General features: G+C 59.6%; 14 protein-coding genes and 1 pseudogene. 6 read left to right on the top strand and 9 right to left on the bottom strand.

Features of this window, described 5'->3' with window-relative positions; translation table 11 throughout:
- Window positions 1–39: 39 nt before the first annotated feature.
- The 3 genes from ACP3TY_RS11525 to ACP3TY_RS11535 are packed head-to-tail and all read left to right on the top strand — an operon-like array spanning window position 40 to window position 4117.
- Complete coding sequence (locus tag ACP3TY_RS11525; protein WP_053120137.1) at window positions 40–495, top strand: (2Fe-2S)-binding protein; 456 nt, start codon at window positions 40–42, stop codon at window positions 493–495.
- A complete protein-coding gene (locus ACP3TY_RS11530) occupies window positions 495–2747 on the top strand; it encodes a molybdopterin cofactor-binding domain-containing protein (protein ID WP_426620012.1) in 2253 nt (750 codons plus the stop codon). The genes ACP3TY_RS11525 and ACP3TY_RS11530 overlap by 1 nt, the downstream gene beginning before the upstream one ends.
- Window positions 2748–2764: 17 nt before the next feature.
- Window positions 2765–4117, top strand: coding sequence for a c-type cytochrome (locus tag ACP3TY_RS11535; protein WP_426620013.1), 1353 nt, complete (start codon window positions 2765–2767; stop codon window positions 4115–4117).
- Between the two features lie 24 nt (window positions 4118–4141).
- Here ACP3TY_RS11535 and ACP3TY_RS11540 read toward each other — a convergent pair whose 3' ends face one another.
- Entirely contained in the window at window positions 4142–5266 is a 1125-nt protein-coding gene (locus ACP3TY_RS11540) for an ATP-binding protein (protein ID WP_426620014.1), read from the bottom strand.
- A gap of 154 nt (window positions 5267–5420) precedes the next feature.
- Here ACP3TY_RS11540 and ACP3TY_RS11545 point away from each other — a divergent pair.
- Window positions 5421–5567, top strand: a pseudogene (locus tag ACP3TY_RS11545) (LysR family transcriptional regulator); the annotation flags it as partial.
- Window positions 5567–5815, top strand: coding sequence for a MarR family winged helix-turn-helix transcriptional regulator (locus ACP3TY_RS11550; protein ID WP_282352033.1), 249 nt, complete (start codon window positions 5567–5569; stop codon window positions 5813–5815). The pseudogene ACP3TY_RS11545 and the gene ACP3TY_RS11550, both read left to right, overlap by 1 nt.
- 36 nt (window positions 5816–5851) lie before the next feature.
- Here the strand turns inward: ACP3TY_RS11550 and ACP3TY_RS11555 are convergent, their stop codons facing one another.
- From ACP3TY_RS11555 to ACP3TY_RS11565, 3 genes are all read right to left on the bottom strand, one after another.
- Window positions 5852–7084: a nucleoside permease gene (locus ACP3TY_RS11555; protein WP_426620462.1), complete on the bottom strand. Its 1233-nt coding sequence runs from the start codon at window positions 7082–7084 to the stop codon at window positions 5852–5854.
- Window positions 7085–7153: 69 nt separating this feature from the next.
- Window positions 7154–8206 (bottom strand): sugar phosphate isomerase/epimerase family protein, encoded by a 1053-nt coding sequence (locus tag ACP3TY_RS11560; RefSeq protein ID WP_426620463.1) that lies wholly within the window; start codon window positions 8204–8206, stop codon window positions 7154–7156.
- A 19-nt stretch (window positions 8207–8225) separates the two neighbouring features.
- Window positions 8226–9419 carry a Gfo/Idh/MocA family protein gene (locus ACP3TY_RS11565; RefSeq protein ID WP_426620015.1) on the bottom strand — a complete coding sequence of 398 codons (1194 nt, stop codon included), beginning with the start codon at window positions 9417–9419 and terminating at the stop codon, window positions 8226–8228.
- Between the two features lie 187 nt (window positions 9420–9606).
- Here ACP3TY_RS11565 and ACP3TY_RS11570 point away from each other — a divergent pair, with 187 nt between their 5' ends.
- The gene (locus ACP3TY_RS11570) at window positions 9607–10626 is read left to right on the top strand and encodes a LacI family DNA-binding transcriptional regulator (protein ID WP_426620016.1); all 1020 of its coding nucleotides are present in this window, start codon (window positions 9607–9609) and stop codon (window positions 10624–10626) included.
- Window positions 10627–10633: 7 nt separating this feature from the next.
- On the opposite strand, the gene ACP3TY_RS11575 is transcribed toward ACP3TY_RS11570, so the two are convergent.
- The 5 genes from ACP3TY_RS11575 to ACP3TY_RS11595 form a co-directional block, all read right to left on the bottom strand.
- Entirely contained in the window at window positions 10634–11536 is a 903-nt protein-coding gene (locus ACP3TY_RS11575; protein ID WP_426620017.1) for a bestrophin family protein, read from the bottom strand.
- Between the two features lie 113 nt (window positions 11537–11649).
- The gene (locus ACP3TY_RS11580; protein WP_426620018.1) at window positions 11650–12699 is read right to left on the bottom strand and encodes an acyltransferase family protein; all 1050 of its coding nucleotides are present in this window, start codon (window positions 12697–12699) and stop codon (window positions 11650–11652) included.
- Window positions 12700–12817: 118 nt separating this feature from the next.
- On the bottom strand, window positions 12818–14293 hold the full coding sequence (locus tag ACP3TY_RS11585; RefSeq protein ID WP_426620019.1) for a family 16 glycosylhydrolase: 1476 nt from the start codon (window positions 14291–14293) through the stop codon (window positions 12818–12820).
- The gene (galE, locus tag ACP3TY_RS11590) at window positions 14290–15345 is read right to left on the bottom strand and encodes a UDP-glucose 4-epimerase GalE (RefSeq protein WP_426620020.1); all 1056 of its coding nucleotides are present in this window, start codon (window positions 15343–15345) and stop codon (window positions 14290–14292) included. Before galE ends, ACP3TY_RS11585 begins: the two co-directional genes overlap by 4 nt.
- A 30-nt stretch (window positions 15346–15375) precedes the next feature.
- Complete coding sequence (locus tag ACP3TY_RS11595) at window positions 15376–16794, bottom strand: oligosaccharide flippase family protein (protein WP_426620021.1); 1419 nt, start codon at window positions 16792–16794, stop codon at window positions 15376–15378.
- Between the last annotated feature and the right edge of the window lie 6 nt (window positions 16795–16800).

The following is a 16800-nucleotide window of genomic DNA, read 5'->3' on the forward strand; positions in this document are numbered from 1 at the left end:
ATAACAATGCACGTCAACCGATGATAGAGCGGGTGAGCCATGGAACTACGAATCAACCAGAAGACCTATCAGGTCGATGCCGACGCCGATACGCCCTTGCTGTGGGTGATCCGCGATGACCTCGGCATGACCGGCACCAAGTACGGCTGCGGACTGGCGCAGTGCGGCGCCTGTTCCGTGCTGGTCGACGGCAATGTGGTGCGTTCGTGCGTGACGCCGGTGGCCGGCGTGGTCGGCCGCGAAATCACCACCATTGAAGCCATCGAGGCTGACGAAGTCGGCAAACGGGTGGTCTCGACCTGGGTCGATCTCCAAGTGGCCCAGTGTGGTTACTGTCAGTCGGGGCAGGTCATGGCCGCCACGGCGTTGCTCAAGCAAAACCCGCAGCCAAGTGACGCGCAAATCGACGCGGCGATGGTCAATCTGTGCCGCTGCGGCACCTACAACGCCATTCATGCCGCCGTGCATGAGCTGGCCGGCAAGAGGGACGCCTGATGAGCATCCGTATCGATCCGTCCAGTGAGGCATCCGCGTTCGCGCTGCACGAGCCGATCAATGTCTCGCGCCGACGTTTTCTGACCGGTACCGCCGTCGGTGCGTTGGTGCTTGGCTTCGGTCTGCCGCTCGGTTCGACCCGCGTGCAGGCCGCAACGGCTGCGGCGACTGCCGCGCGTGGCACGCAGGTTCCGGCGTTTCTGGAAATTCGTCCGGACAACCGCGTGCGTCTGCTGTGCCCGTTTATGGAAGGCGGGCAGGGCACGTTCACCGCGATGGCGCAAATTGTCGGTGAAGAACTCGATGCCGACCCGGCGACCTTCCTCGTCGAAGCCGCACCGCCCGGTGAAGCCTACGTGGTTTTGGAGAACGGCATGCGCATCACCGGCGGCAGCATGTCGGTGCGCATGAGTTACCCGGTGATGCGCCGCCTCGGCGCACTGGCCCGCGCCATGCTGTTGCAGGCCGGCGCGGAAAAACTCGGCGTGCCGGTCGGCGAGCTGACGACCGAACCCGGTAAAGTCCTGCATGCCGCGTCGCGCCGGTCGTTGACCTACGGCGAATTGGCCGGGCGTGCGATGGATTTGCCGGTTCCCGATCCCGCCTCAATAACACTGCGAGATCCGAGCCAGTTCCGCTGGATCGGCAAACCGGTGAAGCGCCTTGATGCCTATGACAAGTCCACGGGCAAGGCTGTGTACTGCATCGATCTGAAGGTCGACGACATGCTGCACGCCGCCGTTCAGCATGCGCCGCGTTTGGGCATGACGGTGGGCAAGCTGCGCAACGAAGACCAGATCCAGGCGATGCAAGGCGTGCATTCCGTGCACCGTCTGCCGGGCGCCGTGGCAGTGGTTGCCGAGCGCTGGTGGCACGCGAAACGCGCGGTCGAGGCGATTCAGGTCGACTGGCAAGAACCATCAGCCGACAGCAAAGTCCGGCCGATGCCCGCCGACTTTTCCAGCGATGCCTGGCTCAAGCGCCTCGCTGAAGATAAAAGCCCCGCCAAAGATGATGAACATGAAGGCGACGTCGCGACCATTCTTGCTGATACCAAGACGCGGATCGACGCCACTTACCACAATCAATACCTCAACCACGGTCAATTGGAGCCGCCCTCGGCGCTGGCCAGATTCAATCCGGACGGTTCGCTGGAGGTCTGGTTGCCCAATCAGGCGCCGGATATGTTCCGCGCGGACATCGCCAAGCGCACCGGTCTGGATCCGTCGCGCATCACCTTGCATTCGCCGCTGCTGGGGGGCTTCTTCGGTCGGCATTTTCTCTACGATTCTGCCAGTCCTTATCCGCAGGCGATCGAGTTGGCCAAAGCGGTGGGTCGCCCGGTCAAACTGATCTGGAGTCGCGAGGAAGAGTTTCTGCGTGACGTGCTCCGCCCCGTTGCGGCGGTGAATTTCCGCGCCGCGCTGGACAAGGACGGCTGGCCGCTGGCAATCGAGGCGATCAGTGCCACCGAAGGCCCGACCGAGGCCCTCGCTGGCAAGCAGGGCGAAAAACTCGACCCCACCGCGCTTGAAGGGTTGTCGGGCAAATCCTATGCAATCGCCAACAAGCGCATCGCGCAAATCTACGTCAAAGGCCCGGCGATGCTCGGTTATTGGCGTTCCGTGGGCAATTCCCTCAACGACTTCTTCTACGAATCGTTCCTTGATGAACTGGCCGATAAGGGCGGTAAAGACCCGTTCGAACTGCGCCTGCATTTGCTGCGCGACAACAAACGTTTGACCACTTTGCTGCAAGCGGCGGGTGAGTTATCAGGTGGCTGGAAGCGCGGCCCGTTTACCGCCGACGACGGCAGTCGCCGTGCGCGTGGCGTGGCAATGGCTTCGCCGTTCGGAACGCACACGGCGGTAATCGCCGAGGTGTCGATCGAAAACGGCCAGGTCAAAGTGCATGACATCTGGCAGGCGATTGACCCGGGCAGCATCGTCAATCCGGCGATTGTCGAGGCGCAGGTCAATGGCGCCGTGGCGTTGGGGCTGTCGCAGACACTGGTGGAAGAGGCCGTTTGGCTGGATGGCAAACCGCGCGCGCGCAACTACGACTTGTACCCGATCCTGCCGCCTGCGCGGATGGCGCGGGTGCATGTGCGTGTCGTCGAGAGCGGGGAAAAAATGGGCGGCATCGGCGAACCGCCATTGCCCGCCGTCGCGCCAGCCGTGGCGAACGCAGTGGCAACCCTGACCGGGCAACGGGTTCGCAGCCTGCCCATGAGCCGACACACCTTCACTTGAACAGCGCCGGAGCGTCCATGAATAACAGCCGATTCGCAAGAACCGCTGGCTGGCTGGCAGTGCCGTGCCTGGTCGCGGCAGGCTTGCTGGCCTGGTATGTCACCCGCGAGCCTGTCTCGCCTTTTGAAGATCACACGATCACTGCCGCCGACGTCGACCTGGCGTTGCTGGCTCGGGGCGAATACGTCGCCAGGCTCAGCGATTGCGTGGCTTGCCACAGCGTACCGGGAGCGGCCCCGTTCGCCGGCGGCCTGGAAATGGCCACGCCGCTGGGCGCGATTCACGCGACCAACATCACCCCGGATCCTCAAACCGGGATTGGTCGTTACAGCCTGGCCGATTTCGACCGTGCCGTGCGTCACGGCGTGGCACCTGACAGTCGCCGTTTGTACCCGGCGATGCCCTATCCGTCGTACGCCAAGCTCAGTGACGACGATGTGCGTGCGCTGTATGCGTTCTTCATGAAAGGCGTGGCGCCGGTCAAACAAGCGAACCTTGCGAGCTCGATTCCCTGGCCGCTGAACCTGCGTTGGCCGATTGCCGTGTGGAACGGTGTGTTTGTCGACGCTGGATCCTACCTGCCCAAATCGTCTCAAGATGAAGTGTGGAATCGCGGCGCTTACCTGGTGCAGGGCGCCGGCCACTGCGGCAGTTGCCATACGCCTCGCGGCCTGGCGTTCAACGAAAAGGCACTGGATGAATCCGCTGCGCCGTTCCTCGCGGGCGCCTTGCTGGACGGCTGGTACGCGCCAAGTCTGCGTGATGACCACAACACCGGGCTGGGCCGATGGAGCGAGGCGGAAATCGTCCAGTTCCTCAAAACCGGTCGCAATCGCCACGCGGTGGTCTACGGCTCAATGACCGAGGCGTTCAACAACTCCACGCAGTTCATGAGCGACGAAGATCTGACGGCCATCGCCCGCTATCTCAAATCGTTGCCTGGCGACCCGCAGCGCGACGGCCAGCCATGGCAATACCAGGCAGATTCGGCAGCGACGCGTCTGGATTCGCCGGGTGGTCACACCTACGTCACGCGGTGTGCCTCGTGCCACGGCCTCGACGGCAAGGGTCAAGCGCAATGGATGCCGCCGCTGGCAGGCGCCACTTCTGCGCTGGCCAAAGAGAGCGCCTCGGCAATCAACATCACCTTGAACGGCTCGCAGCGCATCGTCGCTGCCGGTGTGCCGGACGCCTATCGCATGCCGGTATTCCGTGAGCAGTTGTCGGATCAGCAGATCGCCGAGGTGCTGACATTCATGCGCAGCACATGGGGCAATCAGGCCAGCGCTGTTGATGCACAAGCCGTTGGCAAGTTGCGTGAACACACTGATCCAGCCAGCAGCAGCCCGATCATTTTGCACATGCGCTAGAGGGGGCAAGCGTAGAACTCGCCGTCAGTCGAGCGGCACCTTCACCAGAAAAGAGGTGCCGTGCTCGGTGTTGGAGACAACCTCGATTGTTCCTTGATGTGATGCGACGATCTCGGAAGCGATGAACAGCCCCAGACCCAGCCCCTCGGAAGGCGGGTGATCAACGACCGAGCGTTGCGAAAAACGCCCCATGGGATTGAAAATAAACGGCAGTACATCCTCGGCAATAGGCTCTCCGCGGTTGTGCACGGTAAAGATTGCCGAGCGATCAGAGACCGCCAGATGCACTTCAATGGGCGTCTGAACATCGCCATGCTGGACAGCGTTGCCGATGATGTTGGAGAACACCTGCTCCATACGCGGCCCATCAAATTTGCCTGCAACCGGTGATTCCGCCGTGAAAACAACGTTGGCGTCAGGGTGAAACGCTCGTATTTCATCGACGATGCGTCCACACAGCGGCGCTAGATCCAACGCCGTTTTTTTAACAGGAATGCCTGGCCCCATCTGGCAACGGGTCAAGTCCAGCAAGTCGTCAACAATCTGATTCGCGCGTCTCACGCTGGTGAAAATCTGGTTCGCCAGTCGGGTACCGCGTTCTCCGACATCGGCAGACCGGCGCAGGCTGTCCGCACCCAGCAGAATGGCGCCTAACGGTGTGCGCAAATCATGGCCGAGGATGCCCAGAAAGATATTGCGCGACGCGTCCACGGCTCTTGAATAACTGGCAATGGATTCGGCGAGCGCCTGATCGATGGCTTCGTGGAAGCGGTTCATGTCGTCCGCATCGAAGGGCGTGCCGGACTTCACTTTGACCATCCACTGATTGAGCACGCTGGTTCTCAACGCCCGGTATTCCGAGACCATCTGATCGATGGTAAACCCCGCCATCAACCGGGTGACGGCGTGGGTTTCGGCCGGCGTCTCTTCAGCGCTGCTGGGTCCATGCCCCAGAGATTTTGCGATTTGTTCCGAGCGTGTCTGTTGGGTGCGTAGATCTATAACGATGGCTTCGAGCATCTGGCCGGCATGATCGCGCAAGGCTTCACGATCCAGCGCCGCGCCGGGCGTCTCGATGGTTCTGGCGAAATCCTCCCACGCCTGAAGAATAGGCTCGATATGTTCAATGATGAAATCGGGGAGGCGCATGTCGGGAATCCTGGTGAGGGCTTATGAAAAGTCGCCGAGCGTTCGTTTCACAGCATGAACGATCCAGTATGCTCACTTTCGTCCGACACTGCGCACTCCGATCGCAGCATCCATCAGTCGGGTTTGATCCTGCTACTTTTCCAGGAACCGTTTCATGCGCTATCGACGACTCGATCTGAATCTTTTAGTGGCGCTGGACGCTTTGTTAAGTGAGTGCAGCGTCAGCCGCGCGGCTGAGCGATTACATCTCGGGCAGTCGGCGACCAGCTCGGCACTCGGGCGCTTGCGCGAGCATTTCAATTGCTGGTGCAGGCGGGGCGGATCACCAGTCAGCTGGATCCCAAGGACGCGCGGCGTTACACCGTGCGATTGACGGCCAGCGGCAAGGAGCTGCATGACCGTGTGCTTAAAGTGGCGCTGGAGCGCGAGTCGCGTCTGCTCAGCGGATTGACCCCGGGCGAGGTCGACACGCTGGTTGACTTGCTTGGGCGCCTGCATCTGCAGGTGCCCAATGTGAACAGTTATGACCCGAGTGACGATCAAGTCTGACCACCGCTGGCACGCGCAGCGATCGGCGGGTCGCACTTATATCGCAGGTTTCATATCGCGCTCGCCCCGCCCGGTGAACGTCAGCCAGAACAAAATAAACACCGCGATGGCAAAGGCTGCCGGAAACAGCCAGATGCTTCGCCAGTCGTGAACGCCCGCTGTCGAAAAGTGGTCGGTCACCTGACCCGCAACCCAGAATCCGATCAGCATGCCAAAGCCGTAGGTGGCCAGTGTAATGAGTCCCTGCGCGGAACTGCGAAAGCGCTCTGAGGCTTTGGCGTCGGTGTAGATTTGCCCTGAGACGAAAAAGAAGTCATAGCAGACGCCGTGCAAAGCGATGCCGGCCAGCAGCATCATGGCTTGATCACCGTTACTGCCATAGGCGAACAGCAAATACCGCAATGCCCACGCCGACATCCCGATCAACAGTGCGATTTTGATGCCGAAACGATGGATGAACAGCGGCAGCAGCAACATGAAAAGCACTTCGGACACCTGCCCGATGGCCATTTTTGCGGTGGGGTTTTCGACACCGATTTCGGACAGAAACGGATTGGCGTTCTGGTAGTAAAACGCCAGAGGAATACAGATCAGAATCGAGGCGATGAAGAAGATCAGGTAGCCTCGATCCTTCAGCAAACCTAGAGCCTCCACCCCCAGCAGCTGTTTGAGCCCACCGGTATTTTCACCGTGCTCAAGCGGCGCGGTCGCGGGCAAAGTGAAGCTGTAGACACCAAGGATCAACGAGGCGACGGCGGACATCAGAAACGTGTTGCGCAGCGCTCCCTGCGCGATTGCCTGTTGAGAGTCCCAGGCAAAGCCGAAGCTGATCACCAGCCCGGCGATAATCCAGCCGATCGTTCCCCAAACGCGAATCCGCGAAAACTCCAGCGCGGGATCTTTCATTTGCCTGAACGCGACGGCATTGACCAATGCCAGGGTCGGCATATAGACCATCATGTAGGCGAGGACGTAAGGGTAAAACGCGCTGAAATCATCAGCGAGATAGAGCCGGTAGAGCAGGGCGGCGCCCAGTAGATGCAGCACCGCCAGAATGCGTTCCGCGTTGAAAAAGCGGTCAGCAATCAGGCCAATCACGAACGGGGCGAAAATCGCTCCCCACGATTGCGTGGAGAAGGCCATGCCCACCTGACCGCCGCTGGCAGCCAGCGTCGTGGTGAGGAACGTCCCGAGGGTGACGAACCAGCCACCCCAGATAAAAAATTGCAGAAACATCATCGCGCTCAGTCGCGCGTTAATTCCAGGCATGTCAGTCACCCTATTATTCTTATTGGATAGACGTTATTGGATAGACGTTAGTGGCCAGCCGCTGTGGCGTCAGTCATCGACCAGGCCGAGCAGTCGTCGATTGGATTGCTGATCGGCCGTCACACGGGCGAAATCGTCGAAAGCCTTGTCGGTCTTCTTGATCATGTGTTGCTCTATGAATGCCGCGCCTTCTGCGGCGCCCTGGGCGGCGTCCTTCAGGCAGCATTCCCATTCCAGCACGGCCCAGCCGCTGAAATCGTATTGGGTCAATTTGCTGAAGATCGACTTGAAATCGATCTGGCCGTCGCCCAGCGATCTGAATCTGCCAGGCCGATCCATCCAGCCCTGATACCCGCCGTACACGCCGGAGCGGGCGTCGGGACGGAACTCGGCATCCTTGACGTGGAACATGCGGATGCGCTCGTGATAGCGATCGATGAAACCCAAGTAGTCCATTTGTTGTAAAAGCAGATGGCTTGGATCGTAGAGAATCGCCGCGCGCGGGTGATGATTCACCGCTTCGAGAAAGCGTTCGAACGAGGCCCCGTCGTGCAGATCTTCCCCAGGATGGATCTCGTAGCAGAGATCAACGCCCGCTGCTTCAAAGCAATCGAGGATCGGTAACCAGCGCCGCGCCAACTCGGCAAACCCCTCATCGACAAGCCCGACCGGACGTTGCGGCCATGGGTACAGAAACGGCCAGAGCAAGGCGCCGGAGAATGTCGCGTGAGCCGTCAGGCCCAAGCGCTGGCTGGCCCGGGCGGCGAGTTTGAGCTGGGAAATTGCCCACTCTGTGCGAGCCTTGGGCTGGCCGCGTAAATGTTCAGGGGCAAAGTCGTCGAAGACGGCGTCGAACGCGGGATGCACGGCGACCAACTGGCCTTGCAAGTGCGTCGACAGTTCGCTGATCACCACGCCGGCTCGCGCACAGGTGGCGATGAGTTCGTCGCAGTAATCCTGACTCTCGGCTGCTCGCTCAAGGTCGATGAATTGCGTGCCGAGGGTCGGTATCTGGATCGCCTTGTAGCCTTGGGAAGCGGCCCATTGCGCGATCTCGGATAACGTATGGAACGGGCTCTCGCTGGACATGAACTGGGCGAGAAAAATACCCGGCCCGCGCATGCCTTTGGTCTGTCGCAACTCAGCGTTCATCTGAGGATTCTCCTGCGATGTAGGTGTCGGGGATTTCGCTCCACTTGGCGTCACCCCGATGGTTGGCGATGGCCGTCTCGATGAACGCCATGCCGCGTAAACCAACGTTGATTCCGGGAACGCCCGGCGCATCGTGGCCAGGCACTTTGTGCAAAATCGATTGCGCCAGTGCGCGATAAAGATTGGCCATCGCTTCGAGATAACCCTCCGGATGCCCCGCGGGCAGGCGCATCCGCGTTAAGGCGTCGGCGCACAACCAGGGTTGCCCGACGCCTGAGCGCAACAGGCGGATCGGCTGGTCAATCGAGCGATGGATCAGGCTGGCCGGGTATTCCTGGCGCCACTCCAGCCCTCCTTTGTCACCGTAGAGACGGATCTTCAGCGGGTTTTCCTCCCCCGCGCAGACCTGGCTGGCGATCAACACGCCGCTGGCGCCATCGGCCATTTTGAACAGCATCGAGGCGTCGTCATCCAGCTGACGGTTATCGAAGTGAGCGCTGAGCATTGCGCTGACGTACTGAATTTTCTGGTCGGCGACAAACTCCGCGAGAGAGAAGGCGTGAGTGCCGATATCACCGATGCAGCCACCGATGCCGGACTGCGCGGGATCATCTCGCCAGTCCGCCTGTTTATTGCCGCGTCCGGAGACATCTTCGCTGAGCCAGCCTTGAGGATATTCGACCAGCACCTTGCGCAGGCGGCCGATCACACCGCTGCGAACCATTTCGCGGGCCTGCCAGACCATCGCATAGCCGAGGTAGGTGTGAGCCAGCCCGTAGATTCGATCGCTGTGGATGACGTCGTGTCGGAGCGACTGCAGTTCAGCAAGATCCAGCGCAGCAGGTTTTTCACTGAATACATGGAAACCGGCGCGCAGCGCTTTACTGGCAATCGGTGCATGCAGATGGTTTGGCGTGACGATCACCAGCAATTCCATGCGCTGCTCAGGCGCAAGCACACTTTCGGCATCGAGCATCGCCTGCCAGGTGTCGTAGCAGCGCTGGGCACGCACACCCAGTGCTGCAGCGGTGCGCTGGTTATTTTCAGGCGTGCGACTGAAGGCACCACAGACCAGCTCGAACTGGCCATCCAGGCGTGCCGCCTGCCGATGCGCCTGAGCAATGAAGGCGCCTTCACCGCCGCCGACAAAACCCATTCTTATTTTTCGACCTGCTGAACTCATGTCACTCGTCTCGATGGGGTAATTGTTCACTATGATTGAATGATGATGTAACCGGTTACATCTGCCCGGAAATTTAGGCTTCAATTCCGGCAGTGTCAAATCCTGCGACGATGTGGAGTGGACATTTCCGCCTGTCGCGACGTGCGGTAAGCTGCCGCACTCGATCTTCCGAACACGCGAGGCGTTTGTGTCAAATATCCGTGAGGTTGCTCGACTGGCAGGTGTATCCGTGGCGACGGTGTCCAGAACACTGAAATCACCGGAAAGGGTGCTCCCCGAAACCCGCGACAAGGTCAACGCTGCCGTCGAACAAGCCAACTACCGGCCGAACCTGATGGCCGTGCAGTTTCGCTCGCGAAAAACCGGCAACCTGGTGATCCTCGTTCCGGCAATCGCCAATACATTTTTCGCACGGGTGATCAGTGGGGCGCAGAAGGCGGCGCAGGCGGCCGGGTATCGGCTGCTGCTTTGCGATACTCAAGGGCAAGAAGCCGTCGAGCGGCAATTCGCCGAACTGGTGTATGCCCACCAGGCGGATGGCGTGATTCAACTGCGCGCGTTTGATCCCTTTGATACCGCGGCTTCGAGCGCGGATCTGCCGCCGATCGTCAATGCCTGCGAAGTCATCAGCGACGGGCGTCACGCCACCATCAGCCTGGATAATTTCGCGGCCGCCAAGGCGATGACGGAACACCTTATCGCGCTGGGACATCAGCGGATCGGGCTGATCAAAGGCTCAAGAAGCAGTCCTCTGACACGCGACCGACTGGCCGGGTATCAGGCCGCTTTGCGCGAAGCCGGAATCGGTTTCGACGAGGAGTTGGTCTGCCATGGCGATTTCACCCTGAATGCCGGGTTCGTCGGCGCCTCGAAAATGCTCACGATGGCCACGAAGCCAACTGCGCTTTTCTGTGAAAACGACGAGATGGCCATCGGTGCCTTGAAACTTATCAAGCAAGCGGGTTTGCGCGTGCCTGAGGACATTTCGCTGGTGGGCTTCGACGATATTCCGATGGCCGCCTACTGCGATCCACCCCTGACGACCATCTCGCAACCCGCTGAGGCGTTCGGTGAGAAAGCCGTGCAAATGCTGATCATGCTGATCGATAAGAAACCGCTGCCCAAGCGCCACGTCGTGCTGCCGTTCGAGTTCACCGGCCGCGCCAGTTCAGGCCCTTGCGCGGCTAGCAAAGCGCAGCCGGTTTAAGCAGGGTTCAAGCAATTTCACCGTGCCGGCGCACGTCGCCCAACGAATCGCGTTGCATCGACTGCAGGTTTTTCTCGATGGTTTCGCACAACGCTTCCATCTGAATCTGATGCTCGCTGTGGCGAAACGGACTTTGCAGATCGGTGCCAATCCGCTCGATGGCCAGCAACATAAACCCGACCACGGTCGAAGCCAGCGGCGTGAACCAGCCCAGCGACTCCACCAGGCCCACCGGCACGATCAGGCAGAACAGCGAAATAAACAGCCGCGGAAAATACACATAAGGGTAGGGCAGCGGCGTATTCGCGATCCGCTCCATACCGCCCTGACTGTTCGACAGATCCACCAGCGTCGATTCCAGCCGCGCCAGACGAATGCTGTCCAGACGCCCGGCCTTGTATTCCCGCGCCAACAACGCAGCGGAGCCGGTGAGAATGTCGTTGGCGAAGTTATTGGTCGTGCCGCTGCGCGCAAACTCATCAGCAGGAATAAACGCCCGGACTTCCTCAGGGCAAGACAAACCTTGCAGATGCGCCGCAAGGCAATTGACGTAAGCAACGTGACGGCGCAGCAACGTCGACTTGACCGGATTCACCTCGGTGCCGGGATCATCCAGCAACGTCAGCACCTGCCGGGCAAAACTGCGCGAACTGTTGATCATCGAACCCCACAGCGTCCGCGCCTCCCACCAGCGGTTGTAAGCGCTGCTGTTACGAAAACTGATCAGCACGATCAATGCCGAGCCCAATAACGTCAGGGGCATCAGCGGCAAATTCAGCTTGGCGTTGAGAAACAGCATGAAGTCGACCGTGACGGCGATGTCCCACAGCAACAGCCAGAACAAGGCCCAGCCGACATAGCCCAGGGTCTTGATGATCAAACGGTATTTTTTGACGATGGCAGCTTTCAAACGGAAACCTCGTGGCGAGCGGGAAGCAGTGATGCTTTAGCTCGGACGGTGTTTTCGCTGCAAGGTTCGATGAGGGCGGCGGGGGCATGATAGATAGGGGTGCAGGAAGCCGGCTAATCGGCTCTGACACGTTTGAAGGAGATTGAAAGGTATCTTTTGATGAAGCGGGCAATCGGCGTTTCGATTTTCTTGTTGATGAACCAGGACGCGGCAATCATGAGGATGATGGTGCCCCAGAACAGCAGGTGCGGGTTCACCGCCGGGTAAGCGATGTTGAAGATCATGAAGCCGATCATTTGATGGAGCAGGTAAAGCGGATACGTCAGCGCACCCAACACCGTCCAGTTGCGCCGACTGATCGCAGGCGTTCGGTTGGTCGTGATCAAGTAGAACAGGATGAAAAACAGGCCGATCAGACCGCATACGATCAGCGGGTTGTATTCAGTTGAGTATTTGGATTCGATCGATTCGGCCCACTCCATCGCGGTAAAGCAGGCTAACGCCAACGCGCCCAGCAAGAGCAGAACCCGGGTTGTGTTAAAGCCTTTGACCCACGCCAGGTAGAACGTGGCTCCGGCGATGAAGTAGGCGGCGTAATCAGTGATCAATAGCGAGCGTAGCTTTTCCAACACCAGTATTTCCGCTGTTGCAGAAACCAGCAGCCAGGCCACGAGGAACGGTTCGATTTTGTCTATTTTCTTCACGCTCAACAGGACGGAAATCATCAGGTAGAACTTTATTTCTACAAACAGCGACCAGTACACCCCATCGATCGGTTCTACATTCAGCATCTCGCTCAGAAAGGCCATGTTGATCAAGTATTGGTAAAGATCGGCCGAGAAGCGTGGCTGGCCGATGGCTAACGTGAACAAAAAGGTCAGCGTGCAGCACACCCAGAACGCCGGGCAGAGGCGCACGACGCGGGATATGAAAAATACGCTGAGGTTGTTGCTCGACGCGGTCATCAGGATGACAAATCCGCTGATCATGAAAAAAAGTTCGACGCCCAGATAACCGTATTTGGCAGGCTCGGCCAACCAGGGATAGGGCATCGTCGACATGTCGCCTTTTGCATAGCCGCGAAACGCATAGTGAAAAATCACGACGGCGATAGCGGCGAGGAAGCGCAGCAAATCCAGTTCCTGCAGCCGTCGGTTGTTCATATAGGGCGCTCCAGACTTTTTCGCGCTGATTGAAACTGACGACTCTGGTCACTGAAACGTGACCCTAGGCGAAAGCGATTGAAGCCGTGGCGATTCGTCCCCCGGTTTGATGAGACGGCTATGGACTGCGTTGCCACATGTGGATGTAGTCGATTTCGAAGGTGGAGGGCAGGTCAGCGTCATCGACGATGCCAAACCACTTCCACATCGCCTCACTGTCAAAGACGATCTCCATGGGGAAGAAGAAGTGGCTGTTCTTCGATTCCCGCACCAGCACACCATCGACGTACCAGCGCAGGGTGTCGGGCTGCCAGTCGAAGCCGTAGACATGGAAGTCTTCCGCCAGGCGCCATGGACTCAGCCAAATGCTGCCGTCGGCGATGTGTTCGCTGCTTTGCGGCGTGGCCCACAAGTGCGCGTTCATGTTGTACGAACGGTCGAGGGCGGCATTTTTGGTTTTGCCGCCGATTTCGAAAATGTCGATTTCGGTGGCGTTGTCCATCATGCCCGTCCACGCCAGCCAGAAAGCGGTGGAACCAGCGGAGTTCATCGGCTTGGCCCGTGCTTCGTAGTAACCGTAAAAACCGCGCTCAAGGGTGCGAACCATCGCTGAGGTGTAGTCCTTGAAACCGAGTTTGACGTACTTGTCGGGCAAGCTTTCTTTGCGGAAGACGATGTTCAGGTTGCCATCGCGGACGAAGGCATTGTTCGGCGAGTAAAGCGCCGGTTTACGTCCGAGCGATTCATTGCCGATGCCGTTATTGACGTGCCAGCGGGTGCGATCGAGGGCGGTGCCATTGAACTCGTCCGACAGGGTCGTGTTGAGCGTCCACTGACCGGCATTGGCCTGATCGGACAGCGGCAGATCGGGATTACTCCGCGTCGGCAACCGGCCTAGCGACCCCACGCGCGTCCAGGTATTGGCCACGCTGGGGATGGCCACTGACCACTTGTTTGCCAGGTAATGAAAGACTTGCTGGCGCTCGGCGAGGGAGGCAAAGGCACGGTCGTAGATCAGTACTTCGGCGATGTCGCCACGAAAGTTTTCGGCATTGCCCACGGCATTACGACCGACCCCATACGGGCCAATCGGCACATCGTAAAGCTCCAGCACCGACACCGTCGGCGCGTACGCGTCGGTCTGCGCCAGGCTGATGGCGATATTCGGCAGCACGTTATCGTTTTGCGACGGCTGCGGGCGTGAACTGAACAAGCGTTGCCAAGGGTCACTCCCGGCCTGTTCGGGCAGTCGGCGCGACACGATCAATACCGTCACCGGGCCTTTGGCGCTGCGCAGGGTCGTACCCAGAAACCCCGACTCACCAGTGAAACGCACCACCGGAAGGCTATTCAGGGCGTTCGCCATGCGCTGTGGCGGCGCGATGGCCTCGTCGACGCTGGCATCATTGCCCTTGCCGGATTTGTCTTTCCAATGCCGGACACGGTTCTGTCCGTCCAGGGTCATCGTTGACGGATCCGCCGCATCCAGCCACAACACCAGCCCGGTGGTGGGTACAGCGGGCGGCGTCGAAGCGGCGTTGCCCGCCATCGAAACCGCTAGCAGGGCGATCAGCAAAGCGCCTCTAACGCTCATTTGACTGCAGTCAGCGTTGGCACTTCGAAGGAAGACTGATACCCCTGCGGATTACACGACTGCCACCGCCACGTATCGACAATCATCTGTTGCAAATCGCGTTGCGCCGTCCAGCCCAACTCGCGTCCAGCCTTGCCGGGGTCGGCCCAGCATTTTGCGATGTCACCCTCGCGTCGCGGGGCGAAGCGGTAGGGAATGGTGATGCCAGTGATGTCTTCAAAGCTCTGGATGATCTGCAGCACGCTGTAGCCCACGCCGGTGCCGAGGTTCCAGAAATGGATGCCGTTATTGCGCTGCAACACCAGCAGTGCCTTGAGGTGGCCGGTGGCAAGGTCGACCACGTGGATGTAGTCGCGCACGCAGGTGCCGTCCACCGTGGGGTAATCGCTGCCGTACACCGTGAGTTCGGCAATCCGGCCAATGGCGACCTGGGTCAGACACGGCAACAGATTGTTGGGACGGCCTCGGGGATCTTCGCCGATCATTCCGCTTTCGTGGGCGCCAATCGGGTTGAAATAACGTAATAAACCGATGCTCCAGCGTGGGTCGGAGTGGCACAGATCGGTGAGCAACTCCTCGATCATCAGCTTGGTGCGGCCGTAGGGATTGACCGGTTTGCCGGTGCCGCAATCTTCGGCAATCGGTATCTGTGTCGGCTCGCCGTAGACCGTGGCCGAGGAGCTGAAGACCAATTGAAAGACGTTATTGCGCGCCATCGCCCGACACAGTTCAAGGGTGCCGGCGACGTTGTTGGTGTAGTAATCCAACGGCTTGCGCACGCTTTCTTCAACGGATTTGAGGCTGGCAAAATGCACCACGGCATCGATGTCATAGCGTTGGAAGATGTCGTCCAGCAGGGCCGCATCGCGGATATCGCCGTGGATGAAATCGACCCGCGTCAAGGTCAGTTGCTCAAGACGCTCGATGCACTCTCGACAGCTGTTGCTCAAATTGTCGAGCACCACCACGGGGTGACCGGCATTGATCAGTGCCAACGCGGTGTGTGAGCCAATGTAGCCGGCCCCTCCGGTAATCAAGGTCGTTTTGCGCATAGTGCGGGCTTCCTGTTTCAGGGAGTGAATTCAGCGGGAGGTAAAAACCGATTTGAATTCTTGCGGCCAGCGCGGGTGCATGAAGCTATACGTCACGGCATAGCTCAGCGCGCCGATCACAACATTGCCGATCAGGTGCAGGTAGCCCTGCAAACCTGAGTGTGCCGACGCATACGAGACGGTGGCGGCCATCACCAGGGAGGCCGTCACGCTGCGGTAATTGGAGTCGAAGAACCGCTGCCAGCCGTAGCCGATGGCCGCATTGAGTCCACGGATTTGCAGGGGGGTGATGATCAGCATCCGCGCCAACAGGGCAATGGCGGCGGCCATGCCGCCATAAACGCTGCCAAAGCCGTAGACCAGCGCCAGCGCCAGAACGGTGGTGAGCACTTCCGCCTTGATCGTCAGCTGGCTGCGGTTGACCGCCACCAGTGCGGTAGTGGCGTACATGGCGGTGTTGCCAATGGCCACTGTGCAAGCCAGCACTTGCAGCAGGGGAATGGCTTCGGCCCACTTGGCGCCGAATATCAACAGGATGAGGTCGTTGGCCGTGAGCGCGATGCCGATGAACAACGGCGTCAACACGAAGCCGCTGACGGCGGTGGAATCGCCAAGGATTCCGAGCAGTCGTCCCGGCTCGGCACTGCGTCGCGAGAACACCGGCAGCGCATAGCTGAGCAGGCCGTTATAAATGGCCGTGCGTGGCAGATCGATGATGCGCATCGCCATGTTGAACATGCCGACCGCGTTCGCCCCGGCCGTCATCCCCAGCACCACGTTGACCCCGCGCTGCAGTGTCTGAGAACTCAGTGCGTTGATGGCAACCGGAGTGCCGGCCTTCAACAGTTCGCGCAAGAACCGAAGGTCTATATGAAACGCTATGCGCCGTGGCTCTGCGCGCATCAACACGATGATCGACACGAACTCCATGATCAGTGCCTGGGCAATCACCGCCCAGGCCCCCAACCCCCACAGCGCAACCGCGATGCCGCCGACGCCGCCAACGACTTTGCCCAGTAACGTACGCGACGCGAGCATCTTGAAATTGCCGCTGCGGCGCATTTGCGCCACATACACCCGGGCCATCATGGTGAAGAGGATTTTCACCGAGGCCGCCGCCGTCATCCATCGCAGCAACGGGTCCGGCGTGTACAGCATCACCGCGCCCGAAATCATCACGATGGACAACAGGCTGACGATGACCGACGCCCAGAACGCCGTGCTGATGTGTTTTTCCTCCAGGCGCTCGAGGCGTACCAGCGGGTCTTCCAGCACCGATGAATACACCAGACCGACCAATTCGACGATGGCAATGATGATCGTGCCCACGCCCAACTCGGCGGGCGACAGCAGCCTGGCGTAGGCAACAAAGGTAATCATCGAGAGGAAGATCAGTCCGAATTTCTCGGTGAATATCCAGCCCAGTGTGATGAGGCGACGATTGGCCATGGCGGA

Origin of the sequence: Pseudomonas rustica, from assembly GCF_049959085.1 — a bacterium.
Classification (GTDB): Bacteria; Pseudomonadota; Gammaproteobacteria; order Pseudomonadales; family Pseudomonadaceae; genus Aquipseudomonas; species Aquipseudomonas rustica.

What these genes read in the sequence shown, in the direction of transcription:
- ACP3TY_RS11560 (WP_426620463.1), bottom strand. Translation starts at nt 8,206, where the DNA reads ATGCGCGGGCCGGGTATTTTTCTCGCCCAGTTCATGTCCAGCGAGAGC.
- ACP3TY_RS11565 (WP_426620015.1), bottom strand. Translation starts at nt 9,419, where the DNA reads ATGAGTTCAGCAGGTCGAAAAATAAGAATGGGTTTTGTCGGCGGCGGT.
- ACP3TY_RS11525 (WP_053120137.1), top strand. Translation starts at nt 40, where the DNA reads ATGGAACTACGAATCAACCAGAAGACCTATCAGGTCGATGCCGACGCC.
- ACP3TY_RS11555 (WP_426620462.1), bottom strand. Translation starts at nt 7,084, where the DNA reads ATGCCTGGAATTAACGCGCGACTGAGCGCGATGATGTTTCTGCAATTT.
- ACP3TY_RS11585 (WP_426620019.1), bottom strand. Translation starts at nt 14,293, where the DNA reads ATGAGCGTTAGAGGCGCTTTGCTGATCGCCCTGCTAGCGGTTTCGATG.
- ACP3TY_RS11595 (WP_426620021.1), bottom strand. Translation starts at nt 16,794, where the DNA reads ATGGCCAATCGTCGCCTCATCACACTGGGCTGGATATTCACCGAGAAA.
- ACP3TY_RS11530 (WP_426620012.1), top strand. Translation starts at nt 495, where the DNA reads ATGAGCATCCGTATCGATCCGTCCAGTGAGGCATCCGCGTTCGCGCTG.
- ACP3TY_RS11580 (WP_426620018.1), bottom strand. Translation starts at nt 12,699, where the DNA reads ATGAACAACCGACGGCTGCAGGAACTGGATTTGCTGCGCTTCCTCGCC.
- ACP3TY_RS11535 (WP_426620013.1), top strand. Translation starts at nt 2,765, where the DNA reads ATGAATAACAGCCGATTCGCAAGAACCGCTGGCTGGCTGGCAGTGCCG.
- galE (WP_426620020.1), bottom strand. Translation starts at nt 15,345, where the DNA reads ATGCGCAAAACGACCTTGATTACCGGAGGGGCCGGCTACATTGGCTCA.
- ACP3TY_RS11540 (WP_426620014.1), bottom strand. Translation starts at nt 5,266, where the DNA reads ATGCGCCTCCCCGATTTCATCATTGAACATATCGAGCCTATTCTTCAG.